Source organism: Pseudomonas petrae, from assembly GCF_021728295.1.
In the GTDB taxonomy this organism is placed as follows: Bacteria; Pseudomonadota; Gammaproteobacteria; order Pseudomonadales; family Pseudomonadaceae; genus Aquipseudomonas; species Aquipseudomonas petrae.
Genome location: NZ_JAKJXE010000019.1, coordinates 77,255 through 97,604, shown reverse-complemented (window position 1 = coordinate 97,604; position 20,350 = coordinate 77,255). Strand labels below are relative to the sequence as shown.

The 20,350-nt window shown below is 60.3% G+C and carries 18 protein-coding genes and 1 pseudogene; 11 read left to right on the top strand and 8 right to left on the bottom strand.

What is annotated here, in order from left to right; all coding sequences use genetic code 11:
• Positions 1-205 precede the first annotated feature (205 nt).
• The 8 genes and pseudogenes from exaC (at position 206) to L4G42_RS24285 (ending at position 6,948) form a co-directional block, all read left to right on the top strand.
• Positions 206-1,726, top strand: a complete 1,521-nt coding sequence (gene exaC / locus L4G42_RS24320) for an acetaldehyde dehydrogenase ExaC (protein ID WP_237259822.1) — start codon at positions 206-208, stop codon at positions 1,724-1,726.
• 365 nt (positions 1,727-2,091) lie between these two features.
• On the top strand, positions 2,092-2,739 hold the full coding sequence (locus tag L4G42_RS24315) for a DedA family protein (protein ID WP_237255052.1): 648 nt from the start codon (positions 2,092-2,094) through the stop codon (positions 2,737-2,739).
• Between the two features lie 4 nt (positions 2,740-2,743).
• Positions 2,744-3,541 (top strand): annotated as a pseudogene (locus L4G42_RS24310) (M90 family metallopeptidase).
• Positions 3,542-3,682: 141 nt separating this feature from the next.
• Positions 3,683-4,210, top strand: coding sequence for an inorganic diphosphatase (gene ppa, locus L4G42_RS24305; RefSeq protein WP_062384817.1), 528 nt, complete (start codon positions 3,683-3,685; stop codon positions 4,208-4,210).
• Positions 4,211-4,644: 434 nt separating this feature from the next.
• Positions 4,645-5,379 (top strand): S24 family peptidase, encoded by a 735-nt coding sequence (locus tag L4G42_RS24300; protein WP_237259820.1) that lies wholly within the window; start codon positions 4,645-4,647, stop codon positions 5,377-5,379.
• 359 nt (positions 5,380-5,738) lie between these two features.
• Positions 5,739-6,248: a TIR domain-containing protein gene (locus L4G42_RS24295; RefSeq protein ID WP_237254945.1), complete on the top strand. Its 510-nt coding sequence runs from the start codon at positions 5,739-5,741 to the stop codon at positions 6,246-6,248.
• Positions 6,248-6,511: a hypothetical protein gene (locus L4G42_RS24290; protein WP_237254944.1), complete on the top strand. Its 264-nt coding sequence runs from the start codon at positions 6,248-6,250 to the stop codon at positions 6,509-6,511. Before L4G42_RS24295 ends, L4G42_RS24290 begins: the two co-directional genes overlap by 1 nt.
• Entirely contained in the window at positions 6,508-6,948 is a 441-nt protein-coding gene (locus tag L4G42_RS24285) for an HIT family protein (RefSeq protein ID WP_237254943.1), read from the top strand. Before L4G42_RS24290 ends, L4G42_RS24285 begins: the two co-directional genes overlap by 4 nt.
• A gap of 394 nt (positions 6,949-7,342) precedes the next feature.
• Here the strand turns inward: L4G42_RS24285 and L4G42_RS24280 are convergent, their stop codons facing one another.
• From L4G42_RS24280 to L4G42_RS24250, 7 genes are all read right to left on the bottom strand, one after another.
• Positions 7,343-8,398 carry an ADP-ribosylglycohydrolase family protein gene (locus tag L4G42_RS24280; protein ID WP_237259819.1) on the bottom strand — a complete coding sequence of 352 codons (1,056 nt, stop codon included), beginning with the start codon at positions 8,396-8,398 and terminating at the stop codon, positions 7,343-7,345.
• A 107-nt stretch (positions 8,399-8,505) separates the two neighbouring features.
• Complete coding sequence (locus L4G42_RS24275) at positions 8,506-9,201, bottom strand: DUF6933 domain-containing protein (RefSeq protein WP_237259818.1); 696 nt, start codon at positions 9,199-9,201, stop codon at positions 8,506-8,508.
• A gap of 192 nt (positions 9,202-9,393) precedes the next feature.
• The gene (locus tag L4G42_RS24270) at positions 9,394-10,011 is read right to left on the bottom strand and encodes a LysE family translocator (protein ID WP_237259817.1); all 618 of its coding nucleotides are present in this window, start codon (positions 10,009-10,011) and stop codon (positions 9,394-9,396) included.
• Positions 10,012-10,169: 158 nt separating this feature from the next.
• Positions 10,170-11,051 carry a LysR family transcriptional regulator gene (locus L4G42_RS24265; RefSeq protein WP_237259816.1) on the bottom strand — a complete coding sequence of 294 codons (882 nt, stop codon included), beginning with the start codon at positions 11,049-11,051 and terminating at the stop codon, positions 10,170-10,172.
• A gap of 58 nt (positions 11,052-11,109) precedes the next feature.
• Positions 11,110-11,862 carry a maleate cis-trans isomerase family protein gene (locus L4G42_RS24260; protein WP_336885893.1) on the bottom strand — a complete coding sequence of 251 codons (753 nt, stop codon included), beginning with the start codon at positions 11,860-11,862 and terminating at the stop codon, positions 11,110-11,112.
• A gap of 624 nt (positions 11,863-12,486) precedes the next feature.
• Entirely contained in the window at positions 12,487-13,872 is a 1,386-nt protein-coding gene (locus L4G42_RS24255; protein ID WP_237259815.1) for an MFS transporter, read from the bottom strand.
• A 133-nt stretch (positions 13,873-14,005) separates the two neighbouring features.
• On the bottom strand, positions 14,006-14,947 hold the full coding sequence (locus tag L4G42_RS24250) for a LysR family transcriptional regulator (RefSeq protein WP_237254207.1): 942 nt from the start codon (positions 14,945-14,947) through the stop codon (positions 14,006-14,008).
• Positions 14,948-15,068: 121 nt separating this feature from the next.
• On the opposite strand from L4G42_RS24250, the gene L4G42_RS24245 reads away from it, so the two are divergent.
• Positions 15,069-16,244, top strand: a complete 1,176-nt coding sequence (locus tag L4G42_RS24245) for a fumarylacetoacetate hydrolase family protein (protein WP_237254206.1) — start codon at positions 15,069-15,071, stop codon at positions 16,242-16,244.
• Between the two features lie 48 nt (positions 16,245-16,292).
• Positions 16,293-18,077: an IlvD/Edd family dehydratase gene (locus L4G42_RS24240; protein WP_237254205.1), complete on the top strand. Its 1,785-nt coding sequence runs from the start codon at positions 16,293-16,295 to the stop codon at positions 18,075-18,077.
• A gap of 201 nt (positions 18,078-18,278) precedes the next feature.
• On the opposite strand, the gene L4G42_RS24235 is transcribed toward L4G42_RS24240, so the two are convergent.
• On the bottom strand, positions 18,279-19,184 hold the full coding sequence (locus L4G42_RS24235; protein ID WP_237254204.1) for a LysR family transcriptional regulator: 906 nt from the start codon (positions 19,182-19,184) through the stop codon (positions 18,279-18,281).
• 116 nt (positions 19,185-19,300) lie between these two features.
• Between L4G42_RS24235 and L4G42_RS24230 the strand changes: the two genes are divergently transcribed.
• Positions 19,301-20,308, top strand: coding sequence for a zinc-binding alcohol dehydrogenase family protein (locus tag L4G42_RS24230; protein ID WP_237254203.1), 1,008 nt, complete (start codon positions 19,301-19,303; stop codon positions 20,306-20,308).
• Positions 20,309-20,350 lie beyond the last annotated feature (42 nt).

Genomic DNA, 20,350 nt, shown 5'->3' with positions numbered 1-20,350 from the left:
CCCAAAGGGTACAAAATGTCACTCGCGCCGCCCCGCCGTTGGTACAACGCCTACCCAAAAGCACACGATCCATCGACAAAACCCCCATAAACCGGGGACTGGACGGCAGTGGCCCGCGCTTTGCTCTACGCTCTAGCCATGCGACCTAGCTAGGCGCCGCAACGCGTTATCCCCAGACAATCACAAGAGCAAGGAGATATTCACCATGCGTTATGCCCACCCCGGTACTGAAGGCTCACTCGTCACCTTCAAGACCCAGTACGGCAACTACATCGGTGGCGAATTTGTGCCGCCGGTCAAAGGCCAATACTTTGAAAACACCTCGCCGATCACCGGCAAGCTGATCGCAGAATTCCCTCGCTCGACCGCCGAAGACATCGACAAAGCCCTCGACGCCGCCCATGCCGCTGCCGATGTGTGGGGCAAAACCTCGGTGCAGGAGCGCTCGCTGACCCTGCTGAAAATCGCTGACCGCATCGAACAAAACCTGGAATTGCTGGCGGTCACCGAGACCTGGGACAACGGTAAAGCCGTGCGCGAAACCCTCAACGCGGACATCCCCCTGGCTGTCGACCATTTCCGTTATTTCGCCGGTGTGCTGCGTGCTCAGGAAGGCTCGGCTGCGGAGATAGACGGCAACACCGTGGCGTATCACATTCACGAGCCGCTGGGCGTGGTCGGGCAGATCATCCCGTGGAACTTCCCGTTGTTGATGGCCGCCTGGAAACTCGCGCCCGCCCTCGCCGCGGGTAACTGCATCGTCCTCAAACCGGCCGAGCAAACGCCGTTGGGCATCACCGTGCTCATGGAACTGATCGGCGATCTGTTGCCAAAAGGCGTGCTGAACGTCGTGCAAGGTTATGGTCGTGAAGCGGGTGAAGCCCTGGCGAGCAGCAAGCGTATCGCCAAGATCGCTTTCACCGGTTCGACGCCGGTGGGTTCGCACATCATGAAACTAGCGGCTGACAGCATCATCCCGTCCACCGTGGAACTCGGCGGCAAGTCGCCGAACATCTTCTTCGAAGACATCATGCAGGCCGAGCCGGAGTTCATCGAGAAAGCCGCTGAAGGCGTGGTGCTGGCGTTCTTCAACCAGGGCGAAGTCTGTACCTGTCCATCCCGCTGCCTGGTTCAGGAGTCGATCTACCCGCAGTTCATGGAAGTGGTGATGAAGAAGGTCCTCAAGATCCAGCGCGGCGATCCGCTGGACACCGATACCATGGTCGGTGCGCAGGCGTCGCAGCAGCAGTTCGACAAGATTCTTTCGTACCTCGAAATCGCTCAGGGCGAGGGTGCCGAATTGCTGACCGGTGGCAAGGTCGAGAAGCTCGAAGGCTCGCTGGCGACTGGTTATTACATCCAGCCGACACTGCTGAAAGGCAACAACAAGATGCGCGTCTTCCAGGAAGAAATCTTCGGTCCGGTGGTAAGCGTGACCACCTTCAAGGACGAAGCTGAAGCCGTGGCCATCGCCAACGACACCGAGTTTGGCCTGGGCGCTGGCGTCTGGACCCGCGACATCAATCGCGCGTATCGCGTGGGCCGGGCAATCAAGGCCGGTCGCGTGTGGACCAACTGCTACCACCTGTACCCGGCCCATGCGGCGTTCGGCGGTTACAAGAAATCCGGCGTCGGCCGCGAAACCCATAAGATCGCGCTCGAGCACTATCAGCAGACGAAAAACCTGCTGGTGAGCTACGACATCAATCCGCTGGGCTTCTTCTGATTAGCGTGTTCGGGTGACAAGCAACGGCCTCTTCGGAGGCCGTTTTTTGTCGCAGGGTTTCGGCAATCCAACGTGTAGGAGCGTGGCTTGTCCCGCGATCTGGCGCGCAGCGGCAGCAACCCGGCGAACGCGGGCTATCCATGATCGCGCGGCGGCAGGTTTACGACTGCTGCGCAGCCGATCGCGGGACAAGCCACGCTCCTACCGGCTCGCATCCGCCTCCGATTCCGGAGCAGACGCAAATCTGCGGGTGAAAGGGGGCGGCATGTCGAGCGCCATAATTGCATTGCTTGCCTCTATAATGCCGCGCACATTGCCCTCTTCGCCCCGCACGACCCGGATCGGGTCTCAAACCAGGTGCCTACATGGATTTCAATCCGCTTGATCTGATTCTTCACCTCGACGTTTACCTCGACCTCCTTGTGACCCAATACGGCACCTGGGTTTACGCCATCCTGTTCCTGGTGATCTTTTGCGAAACCGGCCTGGTGGTCATGCCGTTCCTGCCCGGCGATTCGCTGCTGTTCATCGCGGGCGCCGTGGCGGCCGGTGGCGGCATGGATCCCGTGTTGCTGGCGTGCCTGCTGATGGCAGCGGCGATACTCGGTGACAGCACCAACTACATCATCGGCCGCACGGCTGGCGACAAGCTGTTCAGCAACCCGAATTCGAAAATCTTCCGTCGCGATTACCTGACCAAAACCCAAGAGTTTTACGGTCGCCACGGCGGCAAAACCGTCACCCTCGCGCGCTTCCTGCCGATCATCCGCACCTTCGCCCCCTTCGTGGCGGGGCTCGGTCGCATGCCTTACCTGCGCTTTCTCGGGTTCAGCGTGTTGGGCTCGGTTCTGTGGGTCGGCGGGCTGGTCGCTCTGGGCTTCTTCTTCGGCAATATCCCGTTCATCAAGAAGAACCTGACGCTGCTGGTGCTGGCGATCATTCTGATCTCGCTGCTGCCGATGATCATCGGCCTGATCCGCAGCCGCGCAGGTCGCTCCGCCGAGGCGCGCTGAGCCCATGTGGTCGTTCCGGGAATGGCGCAAACGGCGCACGCTGGCGCGTCATCCGGTCGATCCGTAGGTGTGGGAGCGCGTGCGCCAGCGCCTGCCGATCCTCGACGGCCTGACCGCTGAAGAAGACCGCTACCTGCTCGACAGTTGCGTGCTGTTTCTGCAAGCCAAACACCTGACGGCGCTGGAAGGCGTCGAGCTGAGTGATGAATCGCGGCTGTTTCTGGCTGCTCAGGCGCAGCTGCCGTTACTCGCCCTGGGCGATCTGAACTGGTATCAGGGTTTTCACGAAATCATCCTTTACGGCGACGATTTCATCAGCCCGCAACGCCATCGCGATGCCAGCGGCGTCGAGCACGAATGGGATGGCGAGCACAGCGGAGAAGCGTGGTCCCAAGGCCCGGTTATTTTGGCCTGGCCGGGTGTGCTGACTAGCGGCGGATGGGAAGCCTACAACCTGGTGATCCACGAACTGGCGCACAAGCTGGACATGCTCAACGGTGAGGCGAACGGCCTGCCGCCGCTGCACCATGACATGCGCGTCAGTGACTGGGCCAGCGCCATGCAGAGCGCGTTCGATGACCTCAATCGACAACTCGACGTCAACCCCGACGCCGAGACCGCCATCGACCCCTACGCTGCGGAAAACCCCGCCGAATTTTTCGCGGTCATCAGCGAGTACTTCTTCAGCGCTCCGGATTTACTCGTCGAGGCCTATCCCGCCGTCTATGGGCAACTGAAAGCGTTCTATCGTCAGGATCCGTTGGCACGGCTGACGGCATTTCAGCGTGGCACTTTAGACTAGGACGCCTGTCTATCAGGCTCAACACGACGCCTGAAGCCCGCTGTCACGCATGGCAACGCTTCAGGAATGTGCCTATAATCCGGGCCACTTTTTGGCGTTGCATGCCAGATTCTGAATGGTCAACCAAGGGGGCAAAGCCCAATGAGCTACAGCAAGATTCCGGCCGGTAAAGACCTGCCGAATGACATCTACGTCGCAATCGAGATCCCGGCCAACCACGCGCCGATCAAGTACGAAATCGACAAAGAAAGCGACTGCCTTTTCGTTGACCGTTTCATGGCCACCCCGATGTTCTACCCGGCCAACTACGGTTTCATCCCCAACACACTGGCTGACGACGGCGATCCCCTCGACGTGCTGGTCGTGACACCTTATCCGGTTGCTCCGGGTTCCGTGATTCGCGCCCGTCCGGTCGGCGTGCTGAACATGACCGACGACGGCGGCGGCGATGCCAAAGTCATCGCAGTCCCCCACGACAAGCTGTCCCAGCTGTACGTGGACGTGAAGGAATACACCGATCTGCCACCGCTGCTGATCCAGCAGATCGAGCACTTCTTCGCGAACTACAAAGACCTCGAAAAAGGCAAATGGGTGAAGATCGAAGGGTGGGCTGGCGCTGACGCCGCTCGCGAAGCGATCACCAAATCGGTAGCGGCCTACAAGGGCTGATCCGGTTGTGCCCCGCCGAAGCGCTCGCCGCTTCGACGGGGCCATGTTTTACACGCACGTCCCCCTGCTTTTCGACACCCCTCCCCCGTGAATCCCGCTTTTTTTCGTCCTCCGTCATTACACACATGTTTAAAACTCGCCTTGCACACACAGTGTGTTTAATCGCATCGTTTGATTTTCTTATTTGAACAATATCGCAGGATTCAAAATTTTCTCGTAGCCGCTTAAGTCAGGCCCCTGTGCCCGTTGATCGCTCATGCCCATGAATCCCACCGACTTCAAACACTGTTGATGCAAAAGAAAACAGTGAACGAATCGGCCTACAAAAACAGCCGAAGGTTGTAATCCTTACATTCGCCTCCAAGCATGATCGCGTGCTCATTTGAACACTTCGTTCATTTAAACGAGCCTCAACCCGCCGTAAACTTCGGCCCATGAATACATCAGGTGATCGACTGCGCGGCCTTCTGCGAGAGTGCCATCTCTCCGCAACGGACTTTGCCGCCAACCGAAAAGTAACGCCACAACACGTCAACAACTGGTTCAAGCGCGGCATCCCCATGGCGCGCATTGAAGAAGTCGCTGAACTGCTGAGCGTCAACGCGCGATGGTTGCGCAGTGGCGAAGGCCCCAAGCACCCCGGAGCCGACCGCGTCGTTGCCCAGCAACCAGACACTCAACCACCCCGGGCCGAGCGAAGCGCGCGCGAAGAGCTGGAAATGCCGGTCTACACCGAGCTGCAGACGCAAAGCTCCGGCCGGACGGCGGTGGGCGAAATCCACAACCACAAAGTGCGCCTGTCCCGACGCGTGCTCGAAACCATGGACGTCGAGCTGCACAACGCCATCTGCGTGGCGATGGTCGGCAACAGCATGGCGGACAAGATCCAGGACGGTTCGCTGATCGGCATTGATCGCGGGCGCGTGCAGATCATCGACGGGGAAATGTACGCCCTCGAACACGACGGCATGCTGCGGGTGAAATACCTGTATCGCCTGCCGGGCGGCGGTTTGCGTCTGCGCAGCCACAATTGCGCCGAGTACCCGGACGAGATCTTCAGCGCTGACCAAGTGCAGGCGCAGCACATTCAGATTCTGGGGTGGATCTTCTGGTGGTCGACGCTCAACAACCGCCGCCATCCGGCAACCATACGGCGAGGCGCGGAATGAGCGTGTTTCAGAACTGGGCAGACGCGAACAACATGGGTATCCTGCACGCCTTCGTTTCAGCACCCCTCGGCCACACGCGGATGGGTGATCGACCTGGCACCGTCTCCGTGACCTGCCCGGTCTACCTTACAAGCGCCTCCTCGCAGCGCGCACTTTTGCGGACGCGTGCGGTTAGCCAAAAACTAATCAAACCCGTCACCGAGAAGCCGGCCACAAGCCGGCTTTTTAACTTCCCATGAATACGTCGCACCGCTAACCCAGACGGCGCCTCCGTGCGCCCGAAAATCGGCAATCAATGGACTGAGCGCCCTAACCGACGAAGCGAACAACCACCTTCGTTTCAATACAGGAAGTTCATCATGAGTTATCGCAACAAAACCTACATCGCGTTCGCCAGTGAAGACTTTTCTTACTACTCGTTGATGAAAGCCTGGAAGCAGAACGAGAAGATCGACTTTGACTTCTTCAATGCCCATGACTTGTTTGAAGCGCGTGACAGCAGTTCGCCAGAGACCATCAAACGCCGACAGCGCGAGCGGCTGAACAACACCAAGCAAGTCATCTTTCTGGGCAGTGAAGATGGTCGTCGTAAAGGCGGTGACGGGGATTCGTTTCTAGCCTATGAAATCGAGGTGCTTCTCGAACTCGATCTTCCCATCGTCATCGCGAATCTCTGCCAGAGCAGAAACATCGTCACGGACAACATTCCCCAGCCGCTCATCGAGCAAAAACACTTCAACGTTTCGGTGTCTTTCCAGCCAAAAATCATTCAGTACGCGCTGGACAATTATGTCGGGAGCTACGCGAAGAGCGACCTGCAAGGTCCCCATCGATATGTCGGGAGAATCTACGAAGAGCTGGGCATGTGATGACCATCCTTCAGGACATGCAGACGTGGCGCTTCTGGCGGCACTTTCTGGTGGCGTTGTTCGCCTGTGTCGGCGGACAGGCACCACTGTCCAGCGTGCTCCCCGCCCAGGACGCCATCCGCTTTACTGTGCTGTCTTTCATGTTCGCCTCCCGAAACTCGAAGGTCTGCGACGAACTGCGCATCGTCGTGCGCCCTGACGACTACCGAAAACTCGATCGGCTCGAACTGCAGTCTTTCCTCTCGTCATTGAGGTCATCATGAGCCCGGAAACCAGCCTCGATCTCCCGGACAATCCCCGTTGCGCGTTCTGCGCGTACCTGAAGGAAGAGCGTCCTCACACCATCCTTTCGAGCACCACCCAAACCGCGACCTTCGTGACCCGCGAACAACGGGGTCATCCGCACTTGCTGGTGCTGCCCCGACGCCACGTGCCCTCGTTGCTTGAAATGACCGACGAGGAGGTTGCAGCGGTTGCGGTTGAAGTGCGCAATGCGGCGAGGCTGATTGAAAAGGCGTACGCGAAAACGGGGATCGCAGTCTGGCAGAACAACGGCGTGCCGGCGGGCCAGGCGATTGGGCACGTGCACTTTCATGTGGCCGGGACGTTGCCGGGTGGGGGGACGGAGTTTGGTGAGGTGAAGGAGATATCGGTGATGGAGACGGATGAGATTGCGCGGCGGTTGGTTGTGGGGAGATAGATTAGGCGGCATAACTAACCACTTGCAAAAGAGCCAGCCGGAAACGGGCGACATGGCCAGTTAGCCGGGTCTCGATTTAGCGTCACTGCGCATAGTGCGCCCAGTCCCAGAAAACCGAACAGGTAGGAAGTTTTTAGTGTTTCCAGCTCCAGCCTCGAATCTTATGGTCTATTTGGGCAGCAGCCTGCTGCCCAATTGAATTGGTTACACGTAGCAGTGCTGCTTATCAAGCCGGACAATTCGGTCGAGTACGAATGCATCCAGAACTGAAAGTAGGACCCGTTTAGACGCCTTACTGCGCTCACGGCTTATCGCCGCCCAATCCGCCAATCCGCTGAACCACTTCGTCAATGCATTGGGCAACCACTAAGAATTTCTTAGCAGTTGGCAAGGGCTAACCCCCGGGATACCGCTCCCAAATCTCATCATCCAACTCCCCGCCATACCCCGAATAATCCCTCGGCACCCGCTCAATATCCTCCGCCACCGCCTCAATCACGCCACTCAACTCAAGCGGCCCAAGCCAACGATCCGGGATCGCTTCAACGCCGTGCTGAACACCCAGCAAATGCCCGGCAATCAGCCCGGTGCTGTCACTGTCGCCACTGTGATTCACGGCATTGATCACGCCGTCTTCGAGCGATGTGGCAGTCAGTGCGCACCAGATGCCAATCGCCAAGGCCTCTTCCGCGATCCACCCGCCGCCCAGTTCGTCGATACGCTCGGGGGTTGGGCGGTGGCCTTCGTAGCTAAAGAAGAGCACCCGCTCCACAATCGCCCGTGTTTCCTCCATGCCGGGTTTGCCTCCGTGCTCGGCCAGGCTTTTGGCAATGGCGTCGTCGAGGCTGTCCTCGCGGTCGACAATGCGCTGGAGAATGTCGGCGAACAGTCCGGCGGCCAGGTAGCCCGTTGGATGACCGTGGGTCAGATGACCGGACTCGGCGGCGTTGTCGAAGGCGTTACCGAAGAACGCGCACGGCGCGACGCGCATGACGGCGCCACAGCCTTTGCTGTCGTTTTTGGCGAGAAACCCCAACTCCGTGCTGGCCTTCAACGCGCTAAGACAAGTGTGGCCGGGCGCGCGACGTGACCATAACTCCCGTTCATGAACCAGCCAGCCATCCAGGCTGACGCTTGTGATGGCAGGCGAGTAGTCCTGGGTCATCAGCCAGCGCAGCAAAGCATGGTGGATAACGCCAGGTATATGGCAAATTCCGCGTGATATGCCGCGCACATGGGCGCGCAGCAGACCTTCAGCGGTGAAGAGCATCATTTGCGTGTCGTCGGTGATGGCGCCCACGCGGCCGTAAGCCGGGGCGAAATCGACAATGCCACGCGCACCGAAGGTGGCGCGGATGGCACTCCAGTCGAGAAACTCGACCGGCGCACCCAGCGCATCGCCCACCGCGCCGCCAAGCAGGCAACCTTTGATCCGTTCAAGTCTGTTCATCTGTGCTTCCTTACACTGGCTGCGTCATGGTTTGGAGCGATACGAGCGTTCCTTCAAATGGCTCGACATAGGCTCTTTCTGCACGCGAAGTCCTGATCTTCTATTTGTTAATCCTCAAATTCAGGTTCCGCATCTTGCGCACGCCGACGCGACCGCCATCTCTCATACCCCTCCGCAATCTCCATGTCGGTCATCACCATCCCGAACCTCGGGCAAGCCTGCTTCAACTCAAGCTCAGCCGGAATGAAGTCATCCCCGCCCCTGATTGATCGGAACATACCGTTGGGCACCTCACCGAAGGCGACGAGATCCGGCTCCTCAACTGGCAGCCCTCTTCCTTCGTAGGCATCGTATGCAGCCATGTAGAGCACATCATTGATATGAGCCTGAACGCTTCGGTCGCCGCGCTTGAAAAAATGCACGGGCTGGAGGCTTTCTTCCCACACGTCAACGTGTCGCTGGAGCTCGGCCTGAGGTGGCATTTCCCCGCGTACGTTGACCGCCAGCACGAGCAGTTCAGCGAGATACCGGGAGTTGAACTGCTCCAGAAAACCCTTCATGTCATTGCGTTTCAGGCCGACGAACATCATCGCGTAGCGCGTGTCGACTTTCATGGCGAGCAGGACATGGGTCTTGCCGAATGTGGCGACGTGCAATTGCCAGCGATCCACTCGCTCGTGGGCTGCGCTGTCCGCTTCCAGCGATTGGGCAGCGGCGGCGGGCTGCACAGCGCCGATAATTTTGCCCTTCACTTTTTTCGAGAAAAAATCAGCGGCGTCTTGGGTGCAATCAAAAATCAGCATAGGGATGGAGGGTCCATTCGGCGATGGTCGAGGATACCGAGGCTGACCTCGAGGCGCCAACATGCGGAAAAGACGAGTCGGCTGCCGGCAACTTTTCGGTGTCTGGACAGGCCCCTTCCCGGCTAAAGCAGGTCCTACTGACAGCGTGCATTCAGTGGGACTGGCTTTAGCCGGGAGGCCGTAAGCGCATCTTCACCGAATCATCTGCCTAACCCCAAGCATCACAATCACCGCCCCACACACCCGATCAATCGCTCTCTTCTTACTGGCATACGCACCGGCAATCCGGGGCCGTGACAGCGCGGTCGCAATCAATGCATACCAAGTAGACGACACGATGCCGACCATCGCCAGCATCGCCGCGAACGTTCCAACCTCGACATGGCTCGGCGCGGCAGCGGAGAAAATTGCGGCGTAAAACGCGACTGACTTGGGGTTGGCAATGTTGGTCGCGACGCCCTGTTTGAATGCGCTTAGCAGGGTGGGCATCTGACCAGCGCGGGCGTCGAGTGTAGGTGGTTTACCGGAGGCTAATATCAGGCGCATTCCGAACCAGACGAGGTAGCCCGCGCCTAGGTATTTGACGACGAACGCCAGCCACGGCAGCAGCGAGAAAACCGCGCCAATGCCCAGGATGGCGCACGTCGCCCAGAACAGATTCACCACCACGATGCCCGCCACCAGCATCAGTGCGTGAGCCGTTGTCGCAGAAACCGCTTTGTGCGCGACAGCCACGAAGTTGGGGCCAGGGATGATCACGCCGGCGCAGTAGACCGAGAAGACAGCTGTTACGGCGGGCCAATTAACCATGTGAACGTTCCTCGTTGTCGGGTATCTAGCTGCTGGCGGATGAGATCAGTGTCAAGCAGCCCCTCGCCAGCCTGCGTGACGCATTGAGGGACAGAGCCAGGCGGGTCACCGCACCTGTAGGTCCATTCGGCGATGCTCGAATATACCGACGATCAGCCTCACCCCGCCAACACATGCCGCAAAAACAACGCCCCCGCCACCGACAACCCCTCCCGCGATCTCACGCAGACGTTGAGTTCGCGACTGGCCCATTCCTCTTCCAGCTGAACCACTTTCGCACCGTCCATTCGGTAAATCCCTGCGCTGCCCTCGGGCATGATGCCGATGCCGACGCCTGCCTGAACCATCAGGCTCAGGGCGTCGTAGCTGGCGACTTCCATGCGGATTCTCAGGGAGCGGCCGAGGTCGTTGGCGGCTTTGATCAGCTGAAAATTGAGGTGGGTGCCGCTGCGCAGGGCGACATATTCATGGTCGAGGGTGTCGCTGAAGCGCACTGACTCACGGCCTGCCAGCGGGTGGTCGTTGGGCACGATCAATACGAGGCGATCGGTGCGGAACGGGAAGACTTCGATGTCGGCGCCATGGGGCAGGCGCGTGAAGATGCCGATCTCTGCGCGGTTTTCGGCGACGGCTTTGGTGATCGCCAGGCTTTGCTGTTCTTCAAGGACGATGTTGATCAGCGGGTAAAGCGCCATGAACGACTTGATCAAGCCGGGCATGAATTGGGTGATCGCGGAGATGTTGGCCAGCACGTGCACCGAGCCGCGGGTCCCGTTGGAGTAGTCGCGCATCTGCAGGACGATGTCGTTGAGGTTGTTCAGCGCGCTGCGGGCCATGAACAACAGCGACAGGCCGGCATCGGTCGGCGTGATGCCTTTGTTGGTGCGGTTGAGCAGTCGGGAATCGAGCAGTTCTTCCAGTTCGCTGAGCCGCTTGCTGACGGCCGCTGCCGCGATGTGTTCGCGCTTGGCGGCGGCAGCAATGGTGCCTTCTTCGACGACGCTGACGAAGAGGCGCAGCGAGACGGGATCGAGCTTCATGTGGGGTACCGGGCGTGCTGGCCTGAGTGGCCGCCATAGTACCTCGTCAGGCATCGCCTCAGAACGCGCCCGATAACAGATGGCCGGCGTTGGGAACCTGCGCTTTGAGGCCGAGGGTTTTGAGCATCTGGTAGACGGTCGCCACGGACGCGGACAGCACCGGTTTATCCAGTCGGTCCTGTACGACCTGGATGGCGGGCAGCGACGGCATCTGCACGCAGCACGACAGCACCACTCCGTCGGCTTGCCCGACGTTGAGCCGGTCGGCGTGGGAAATCAGATCCATCGGGTCGAGGCGCCCGACCTGCAGGTTGTCGGAAACTTCCAGGCTGATGGCGTCCACCACCTCGATTCCGGCGGCTTCGATGTAGTCGATGACCTGTTGGGTGAGCGGCTTCATGTACGGGGTGATGATCGACACTTTTTTGTAGTCGAGCATCTGCAGGCTGTCGATCAGCGCGCCCGCCGAGCTCAGCACCGGTGCGTCGGAGGCGTTGCTGGCGACAGTTTTGCTCAAGCGCTCCTGGGAGACTTTATGGTAGCCGGCGCCTTGGCGCATGATTGCCACCAGGCAGGCGTACGCCATGACATCGACCCGGGCATCGCTCAACTCAAGCGCGCAACGGTCGCTGTCGATGTCCATCTTCTTCAACTCTTCGGGGCTGACTTTCATCATGCGCATGCGGGAGGAATGGAAGGTGAAGTGCTCGTCCGGGAACAGGGAGTACCGCGACGTGAGCATCGCCGGGATCTCGGTTTCCATGGTGGTGTTAGAGCTGGGGACGATCTGGCCAATCCGGAAATTTCTCACAGGGTCTTCTCCATTCGCCGACGGCGAGGTCATGTGCGTCCGATGCTAGGAGTGACCGAGAGCTGCGTATATCAGGCAATCGCGAGCCTGCCATCGCGGCTGGCGATGGCGGTTAGCAAAGGGGCGGATCACTGCTCAATGCCAATACCGCCTCATATCAAAGTGAACTCGATCATCCTGTAGGAGCGCGCTTGCCCGCGAACGCGGTGGGTCAGTCACCTTTCCATCAACTGACAGGACACGTTCGCCAGCAAGCCGGCTCCTACGGATTTACATCTGCCGCGAGCGCAAATTTTGCGCCTGGCGCCGCACGTTGTTCACGCTGACGCACCGCATTCACCTGCTTTACTGCCGCTGCGCCCCAGATCGCGGGCAAGCGCGCTCCTGCGCCCTTCGGGCAGCGGCAGACCGCGATCCATGCCATTCCACCTGCGACTTCATACCTGAGGGGTGGTCATCCAGCGCGGATTACCAACACCAACGCAGATCAACGGACGGCGCAAATCACCTGTAGGCGCGCGCTTGCCCGCGAACGCGGTGGGTCAGTCACCTTTCCATCAACTGACAGGACGCGTTCGCCAGCGAGCCGGCTCCTGCAGGCTGGGAGTGTCAGGGCTCTCTCGTTTACGCGTGAGAAAGCACCTCGCCTCGCGCAGGCGCTTCGGCCTTGTGGTTGCCCAGCATCGCCCGCGGGATCGACAGAATCAGTCCGGCGCTGATGAACAAGCACGCGCCCAGCACGTAGGTGCCGTTGTTGATGTTGCCGGTAAGGTTCTCGGCCACGGCGGTGATCATCGAGCCGGTGAAGCCTGACAGATTACCTATGGCGTTGATCATGCCGATCCCAGCAGCGGCCGCGACGCCGGACAGCACGGTGCCCGGCAGCGTCCAGTAGATCGGCATCAGGCTCAGCACGCCGGAGGCGGACACGCTCAAGAAGATGATCGACAGCACCACGTTACTGGCGAAGTACGCGCTGAGGATCAAGCCGATGCCGCCGATGATTGCCGGAATCGCTGCGTGCCAGCGGCGCTCCCCGGTCTTGTTGGAGTGCCGCGCGTTGAGGGTCATGGCGATCACGGCGATGCCATACGGAATGGCCGTCAGCAGACCAATGTCCAGCGGGTTGGAGACGCCGGCGCTTTTGATGATCGATGGCATCCAGAATGCCAGCCCGTAGAAACCGGTGTTGAACGTCAGCAGGATCAGCACCAGCAACCACACGCGTCCGTTGAAAAACACCTCGCGCAGACTCGTCGCCTTCCCTTTGCTGTCGGTCTCCAGGTTGGCCTTGAGCATGGCCTTTTCCTGGGGTGACAGCCATTTGGCCGCGTCGATGTTATTGGCCATGAACGCCAGCACCACAAAGGCCATTACCACCGAAGGCAGCCCTTCGATGATCAGCAGCCACTGCCAGCCGGCCATGCCGTTGACGCCCTGCATTCGGGTCATCAACCAGCCGGAAATCACACCGCCCAGCGTCAGACTGATCGGCATTGCCATGAGGAAACCTGCCATCACCCGGCTCTGCCGACGGGTAGGAAACCAGTAGTTGAGGTAAAGGATGACGCCGGGAAAGAACCCTGCCTCACAGATGCCGAGCAAGAAGCGCAGCACGTAGAACATGGTTTCAGATTCGATGTGGAACAACTTCGCCAGCGGCACGGTAAACGCGACGGCCATGGAGACGATGGCCCAGGTGAGCATGATCCGGGCGATCCAGAACCGCGCGCCGAAGCGATGCAGCAGCAAATTGCTCGGGACTTCGAAGAGGAAATAGCCCCAGAAGAACATGCTCGCGCCGAGGGCATAGATGGTGTTGCTGAATTGCAGATCGTTGAGCATGTCCAGTTTGGCGAAGCCGATGTTCACACGGTCGAGATACGCCGCCATGTAGCACAGGAGCAAGACGGGAAGAATGCGCAGAATGACTTTGCGATAAGTGCGGTCTTCAAAGCTGGCGTGCCCGGGACCCGAGGACTCGGGCAGGCGCTGGGAAACGGTTTCCATGGTGGGACCTCCAGGCACTCGGACGCGCCTGTATTGTTGTTATGGAGGGTCGAAACACGGGGCGATGTTACCGATAGCCGGTTTGATTAGGATAATGACTTGTTTCCATTGATTGATAACGCGGAGTTATCGATTACTGCCGCGCCAGCCGTGCATTCGCCAGCAGAATTTCGGCGAATTCCGATGCAGCCCCGAGCAAAGGCTCACCTCGGCGCGTAAGAATTCCGTAGTCCTGAGGTGCCAGTTTCAGCGGCGTGTTCAGCACTTTCAGCAGGCCCGAATCCAGGTGCGGCTGTGCCATGGAGGCCGGCAACATGGCGATCATCGGCCCTGCCTGCAGCACTTGCAGAAAGGTCTGCATCGAGATGGTGTCGATGGTGTTCTTCGGCGTGGCAATGCCGGCTTTGGCAAACGCCTGCTCCATGCGTGCGCGAATCGGGGTGCCCAGCGGGTACAGAATCCATGGCCAGTTTCCGAGCGCTTGCAGCGGCGTCTGCGGCAATTCAGTCAGCGGGTGGCGACTGTTGACCACCATGCAGAACGGCTCCGGCGCCAGCGCCTGGAAGTCGTACACCTGTTGCTGGTTTTCGTTGGTGTAGCGCGCCACGGCGAGGTCGAGTTTCTTGTCGTCGAGCATTTCCATCAGGTGGTCGCTGGTCTGCTCGACCACCTCGATCGACAGCAGCGGCCAGCGCTCTTTCAACTGAACGATGGCTTCCGGCAGCACCACTGCGGTCGCCGCGAAGATCGCCCCCACCTTCAGGAAACCATGCCCGCCCTCGCGCAGGCTGCTGATCTGATCAACGAACTTGCTGGCGTCATTCAGGGCGATCTGTGCATAGCGCACCACGTGTTCGCCGAGGGCGGTCGGTGGCATGTTGCGCGGCAGACGCTCGAACACATCAAAGCCAAGCAGCCGCTCGATCTCGCGCAGCATTTTGCTTACCGCCGGCTGGCTGAGGTTCATGTGCTGCGCCGCCGCATGCATGTTGCGGGTGCGCGCCAGGGTTTCGATGAGCACCAGATGCTTGAACTTGAGCCAGTTACAGACCGTGGAGAAGGATATGTCTGACATGAGGACGGCCTCGATGAGCGATAACCCAGTGTTATCGATTGCTAAGCAGATGTCATTGGAGTTTATCGTCGGTGCTGATTAGGGTCGCTGATAAATCATAAAAAGCGTTGAGGACTTCAGCATGCCTATCCAGCTCACTCCGGAAAATACCCTCCCCGCCGACGGCCTGAATGGCACATTGATCGGCCGCGCCTGGGTGCCCGGACACATCAGCGGCCCATCACCTGTGGTGTTGCGCAACGACGGCGTGTTCGATCTTTCGTCGAGCTTCGCCACATTGAGTGAGCTGCTGGAGCTAGAATCCCCCCTGACTGCCGTGCGCGAAGCCCAAGGCACGCGCGTCGCCAACATCGAAGAATTGCTGGCGAATTCGACCGCAACGCCCGATGCCAACAAGCCGTACCTGTTGGCGCCAGCGGACCTGCAAGTGATCAAGGCAGCCGGCGTGACCTTCGCCGCGAGCATGATCGAACGGGTGATCGAGGAGCAGGCGGCAGGCGACCCAGCCAAGGCGGAGAGCGTGCGCGCCATCGTGCAGAATGCCATCGGCGACAACCTGCGCAACATCAAGCCGGGCTCCGAACAGGCCAGCAAACTCAAGGCGCTGCTGATCGAGCAAGGCATGTGGTCGCAGTACCTTGAAGTGGGCATCGGGCCAGACGCCGAAATTTTCACCAAAGCGCCCGTGCTGGCGGCGGTGGGCAGCGGCAGCCAGGTGGGCATTCACCCGAAATCGGAGTGGAACAACCCCGAGCCGGAAGTGGTGCTGGCGGTGAACAGTCGCGGGCAAATCCACGGCGCGACCCTGGGCAACGACGTCAACCTGCGTGACTTCGAAGGCCGTAGCGCGCTGCTGCTGAGCAAGGCCAAAGACAACAATGCGTCGTGCTCGATCGGCCCGTTCATTCGGCTGTTCGACGAAACCTTCTCCCTGGATGACGTGCGCAACTGCGTGGTCGACCTGCAGGTAAAAGGCGATGACGGTTACGTGATGAAAGGCTCAAGCTCGATGTCGCAGATCAGCCGTGATCCGGCCGACATCGCTGGCCAGGCGCTCAACGCCAACCATCAATACCCGGACGGCTTCCTGCTGTTTCTCGGCACCCTTTTCGCCCCGACCGCCGACCGCGACCATGCCGGCGGAGGCTTTACCCACAAGTTGGGCGATCAGGTCAGTATCAGCAGCAGCCTGTTCGGCGGCCTGCACAATGAGGTGACCCACAGCAGTGACGCGGCGCCGTGGACGTTCGGCGTCGGCGCGCTGCTGCGCAACCTCGCCGTGCGCGGTTTGTTGTAACGCTGAACATCTTACGCAGCACACCTAATTCCAAGAGAGACCCGAACCATGTCCGACACGCCGAAACGCCCGCTTCGCAGCCAGCAATGGTTCGATGATCCGGAACACGCCGACATGACGGCGCTGTACGTCGAGCGCTACATGAACTACGGCATGACCCGCGAGGAGCTGCAATCGGGCCGGCCGATCATCGGCATCGCTCAGACGGGTTCTGATCTGGCGCCCTGCAACCGTCATCATCTGGAGCTCGCCCAGCGGGTCAAAGCCGGCATTCGTGATGCCGGCGGGATTCCGATGGAGTTTCCGGTGCACCCGATGGCCGAGCAGACGCGCCGCCCGACCGCAGCCCTGGACCGAAACCTGGCATACCTCGGGCTGGTGGAAATTCTCCACGGCTACCCGCTGGATGGCGTCGTCCTGACCACCGGCTGCGACAAAACCACGCCGGCCTGCCTGATGGCAGCGGCGACCACCGACCTTCCCGCCATCGTATTGTCTGGCGGGCCAATGCTCGACGGTCGGCACAAGGGTGAGCTAATCGGCTCCGGCACAGTGCTCTGGCATGCGCGCAATCTGCTGTCCGCAGGCGAGATCAATTACGAAGGCTTCATGGAAATGACAACCGCCGCGTCGCCGTCGGTGGGTCACTGCAACACCATGGGCACGGCGCTTTCGATGAACGCGCTGGCCGAAGCGCTGGGTATGTCGCTGCCGGGTTGCGCGAGCATTCCAGCGGCGTACCGTGAGCGCGGGCAGATGGCGTACATGACCGGCAAGCGCATCTGCGATCTGGTCCGCGAAGACGTGCGCCCTTCGCAGATCATGACCCGCGAAGCGTTTGAAAACGCAATCGCAGTCGCCTCGGCGTTAGGCGCGTCGAGCAACTGCCCGCCTCACTTGATCGCCATCGCCCGGCACATGGGCGTCGAGTTGAGCCTCGACGACTGGCAGCGCATCGGCGAAGACGTGCCGTTGCTGGTCAATTGCATGCCGGCCGGAAAGTATCTGGGCGAAGGCTTCCACCGCGCAGGCGGCGTGCCGGCGGTGATGCACGAGCTGCAGAAGGCCGGCAAGCTGCACGAAGACTGCGGCTCGGTCTCCGGCAAAACCATCGGTGACATCGTGCGCAACGCGGTCGCCCACGACACCGACGTCATCCGTCCGTATGAAGACCCGCTCAAACACCGCGCCGGTTTCATCATGCTGAGCGGCAATTTTTTCGACAGCGCGATCATGAAAATGTCGGTGGTCGGCGAGGCCTTCCGCAAGACCTATCTGTCCGAGCCGGGCGCCGAGAACAGCTTCGAGGCGCGAGCGATCGTGTTCGAGGGCCCGGAGGACTATCACGCGCGAATCAACGACCCTTCGCTGGAAATCGACGAGCGCTGCATTCTGGTGATCCGTGGTGCCGGCACGGTCGGTTATCCCGGCAGCGCCGAAGTGGTGAACATGGCGCCGCCTTCCGCGCTGATCAAACAAGGCATCGACTCGCTGCCATGTCTCGGCGATGGCCGGCAGAGCGGCACCTCGGCCAGCCCTTCGATCCTGAACATGTCGCCGGAAGCGGCGGTCGGCGGGGGTCTTGCCCTGCTGAAAACCAACGACCGGCTGCGCGTGGATCTGAACAACCGCAGTGTCAATGTGCTGGTCAGCGACGAGGAAATGGCCGAACGCCGCGCGCTGTTCGAGCCGAAGATGCCGGCCTCGCAAACACCGTGGCAGGAGCTGTATCGGCAGTTGGTAGGCCAGTTGTCCACCGGCGGATGCCTGGAACCGGCGACGTTGCATTTGAGGGTAATTGCACGCAGCGGCGAGCCACGGCATTCGCATTGAGCAGCGCGCACTCTTGTAGGAGCGTGGCTCGTCCCGCGATCGGCGACGAAGTCGTCGCAAAACCTGTCATCTCGGTGTGGAAGGTTTCCCGATGTAATCAATTTACGACTGCTTTGCAGCCGATCGCGGGACAAGCCACGCTCCTACAGGGGCATCATTGGGCCGAGAGTTGCGCCATGGATGGAGAGGTTAGGCAGTCACTCACAACAACGCCGGCAACCCCTTCTCCATTCCGGCGAAGCGGTTTTTCAACAGCGAATGCAGCTGCTGCACCGCGGGTGAAAACTGTTTGCGGTGCGGGCAGACCAGATTGAGCGGGGTCGGCTCGCCCGGGTAATCCGGCAGCAACAGTTCCAGCCGCCCGGCGTGCACGTCCTCGCAGACATCCAGCCACGACTTGTACGCCACCCCCTGCCCCGCCACCGCCCAGCGCCTCACCAGATCAGCGTCATCGGTGAGCAACGGGCCTAACACCGAAAACACGCGACCACCGAGCCGCCATTTGTCGTACACCCGACCCGCCAGCGTGAACAGCAAACACTGATGCCGCAGCAAGTCGTCCGAGACCACGGGCCGGCCCTTGCGCGCCAGATAATCGGGCGATGCCACCAGCACCCGGCGATTCCACGGCGCCAGCGCCAACGCGATGTAGTTGGCGTCTTCGATCACACCGTAGCGAATGGCGACGTCCACCGGATCGCGAAACAGATCGGCCACTTGATCGGAAATGAACAGGCGCAGATTCAGCGCCGGGTGCTGACTGCGAAAATCCGTCAGCCACGGCAGCAACATGTTTCGCCCCAGATCCGAAGGCGCCGCCACCTGCAGCGTGCCTTGCAGCTCAGCACTTTCCCTCTGCAGCTTTTCCCGGCCATCCCGTAAAGCATCGAGCACCGTCTGGGCGGTCGGCAGGTACTGCTCGCCTTCGGCGGTGAGGCGCAAGCTGCGCGTCGAACGGGCAAACAGGCGGATATCCAGCTCGCGTTCGAGGCGCTTGATGGCCGCCGCGACTTGACCCGGCAACAGATCCACCTCCCGCGCGGCATTGGAGAAGCTGCCCAATGCGGCAGTGCGAACGAACAAGGTCAGGTCGTCGATGCGGATCATTTTCACTCCAGGTGTGAAAGTGTTGCCGGATTCTGCGGGTTTTTCTGCCTGATGAACAAGAACAAGATGAGCCAACGTTTCAGCTACCTTCTGCCATCTGTCCAAGAGAGATCGCCATGAAAGCCGTCGCCTTCACCCAACACGGTCTGCCCATCGAAGACCCCAATGCGCTGCTCGACATGGACCTGCCCAAGCCAACGCCCGGCCCTCGGGATTTGCTGGTCGAAGTCAGAGCGATTTCGGTGAACCCGGTCGACACCAAAATCCGCGCCGGCTCTGCCGCCACCGAACCCAAAGTGGTCGGCTGGGACGCAGTCGGGGTTGTTCGTGAAACGGGCAGCGAAGTCACGCTGTTCAACGCCGGGGACGAGGTGTTCTACGCCGGTTCCATCGCCCGCCCCGGCAGCTACAGCGAATTCCACCTCGTCGACGAGCGCATCGTCGGGCACAAACCCAAGACCCTCGACAACGCCCACGCCGCCGCGCTGCCGCTGACATCGATCACCGCGTGGGAATTGCTGTTTGACCGTTTGGGCGTTCAGGAAGGCGGCGGCGAAGGTGACAGCCTGTTGATCATCGGGGCCGGTGGCGGCGTCGGATCGATTCTGGTGCAGCTGGCCCGCCAACTGACCAAACTGACCGTGATCGGCACCGCGTCCCGTCCGGAAACCCGTGAATGGGTCGAAAGCCTGGGCGCCCATCACGTCATCGATCACAGCCAGCCGCTGGTCGAGCAACTGAAACAGATCGGCGTCGGCCAGGTGAGCCATGTCGCCAGCCTGACTCACACCGATTCGTACTTCACGCAGCTGATCGAGGCCCTGAAACCGCAAGGCCAATTGGCGCTGATCGATGACCCGAAATCCCTCGACGTGGTGCCGATGAAACGCAAGGCCCTGTCGCTGCACTGGGAACTGATGTTCACCCGCTCGCTCTACGAAACGCCGGACATGATTGCCCAACATGAACTGCTTAACCGCGTCGCCGACCTGATCGACCAAGGCGTGCTGAAGACCACCCTCGGTGAGCATTTCGGCGCGATCAATGCTAAAAACCTGCGCCGCGCCCACGCCGTGGTCGAAAGCGGCAAGGCCAAGGGCAAGATCGTCCTCGAAGGTTTCTGAACCTGTTTCCATTATTTGAATGGCCTGCTACGGCAGGCCGGG

Bases quoted from the DNA above. Each gene is read 5' to 3' on its own strand.
- L4G42_RS24300 (WP_237259820.1), top strand. From the start codon at position 4,645: ATGAATACATCAGGTGATCGACTGCGCGGCCTTCTGCGAGAGTGCCAT.
- L4G42_RS24270 (WP_237259817.1), bottom strand. From the start codon at position 10,011: ATGGTTAATTGGCCCGCCGTAACAGCTGTCTTCTCGGTCTACTGCGCC.
- L4G42_RS24240 (WP_237254205.1), top strand. From the start codon at position 16,293: ATGTCCGACACGCCGAAACGCCCGCTTCGCAGCCAGCAATGGTTCGAT.
- L4G42_RS24290 (WP_237254944.1), top strand. From the start codon at position 6,248: ATGACCATCCTTCAGGACATGCAGACGTGGCGCTTCTGGCGGCACTTT.
- L4G42_RS24250 (WP_237254207.1), bottom strand. From the start codon at position 14,947: ATGTCAGACATATCCTTCTCCACGGTCTGTAACTGGCTCAAGTTCAAG.
- exaC (WP_237259822.1), top strand. From the start codon at position 206: ATGCGTTATGCCCACCCCGGTACTGAAGGCTCACTCGTCACCTTCAAG.
- L4G42_RS24315 (WP_237255052.1), top strand. From the start codon at position 2,092: ATGGATTTCAATCCGCTTGATCTGATTCTTCACCTCGACGTTTACCTC.
- L4G42_RS24255 (WP_237259815.1), bottom strand. From the start codon at position 13,872: ATGGAAACCGTTTCCCAGCGCCTGCCCGAGTCCTCGGGTCCCGGGCAC.
- L4G42_RS24275 (WP_237259818.1), bottom strand. From the start codon at position 9,201: ATGCTGATTTTTGATTGCACCCAAGACGCCGCTGATTTTTTCTCGAAA.
- L4G42_RS24230 (WP_237254203.1), top strand. From the start codon at position 19,301: ATGAAAGCCGTCGCCTTCACCCAACACGGTCTGCCCATCGAAGACCCC.
- L4G42_RS24245 (WP_237254206.1), top strand. From the start codon at position 15,069: ATGCCTATCCAGCTCACTCCGGAAAATACCCTCCCCGCCGACGGCCTG.
- L4G42_RS24285 (WP_237254943.1), top strand. From the start codon at position 6,508: ATGAGCCCGGAAACCAGCCTCGATCTCCCGGACAATCCCCGTTGCGCG.
- L4G42_RS24295 (WP_237254945.1), top strand. From the start codon at position 5,739: ATGAGTTATCGCAACAAAACCTACATCGCGTTCGCCAGTGAAGACTTT.
- ppa (WP_062384817.1), top strand. From the start codon at position 3,683: ATGAGCTACAGCAAGATTCCGGCCGGTAAAGACCTGCCGAATGACATC.
- L4G42_RS24280 (WP_237259819.1), bottom strand. From the start codon at position 8,398: ATGAACAGACTTGAACGGATCAAAGGTTGCCTGCTTGGCGGCGCGGTG.
- L4G42_RS24235 (WP_237254204.1), bottom strand. From the start codon at position 19,184: ATGATCCGCATCGACGACCTGACCTTGTTCGTTCGCACTGCCGCATTG.
- L4G42_RS24265 (WP_237259816.1), bottom strand. From the start codon at position 11,051: ATGAAGCTCGATCCCGTCTCGCTGCGCCTCTTCGTCAGCGTCGTCGAA.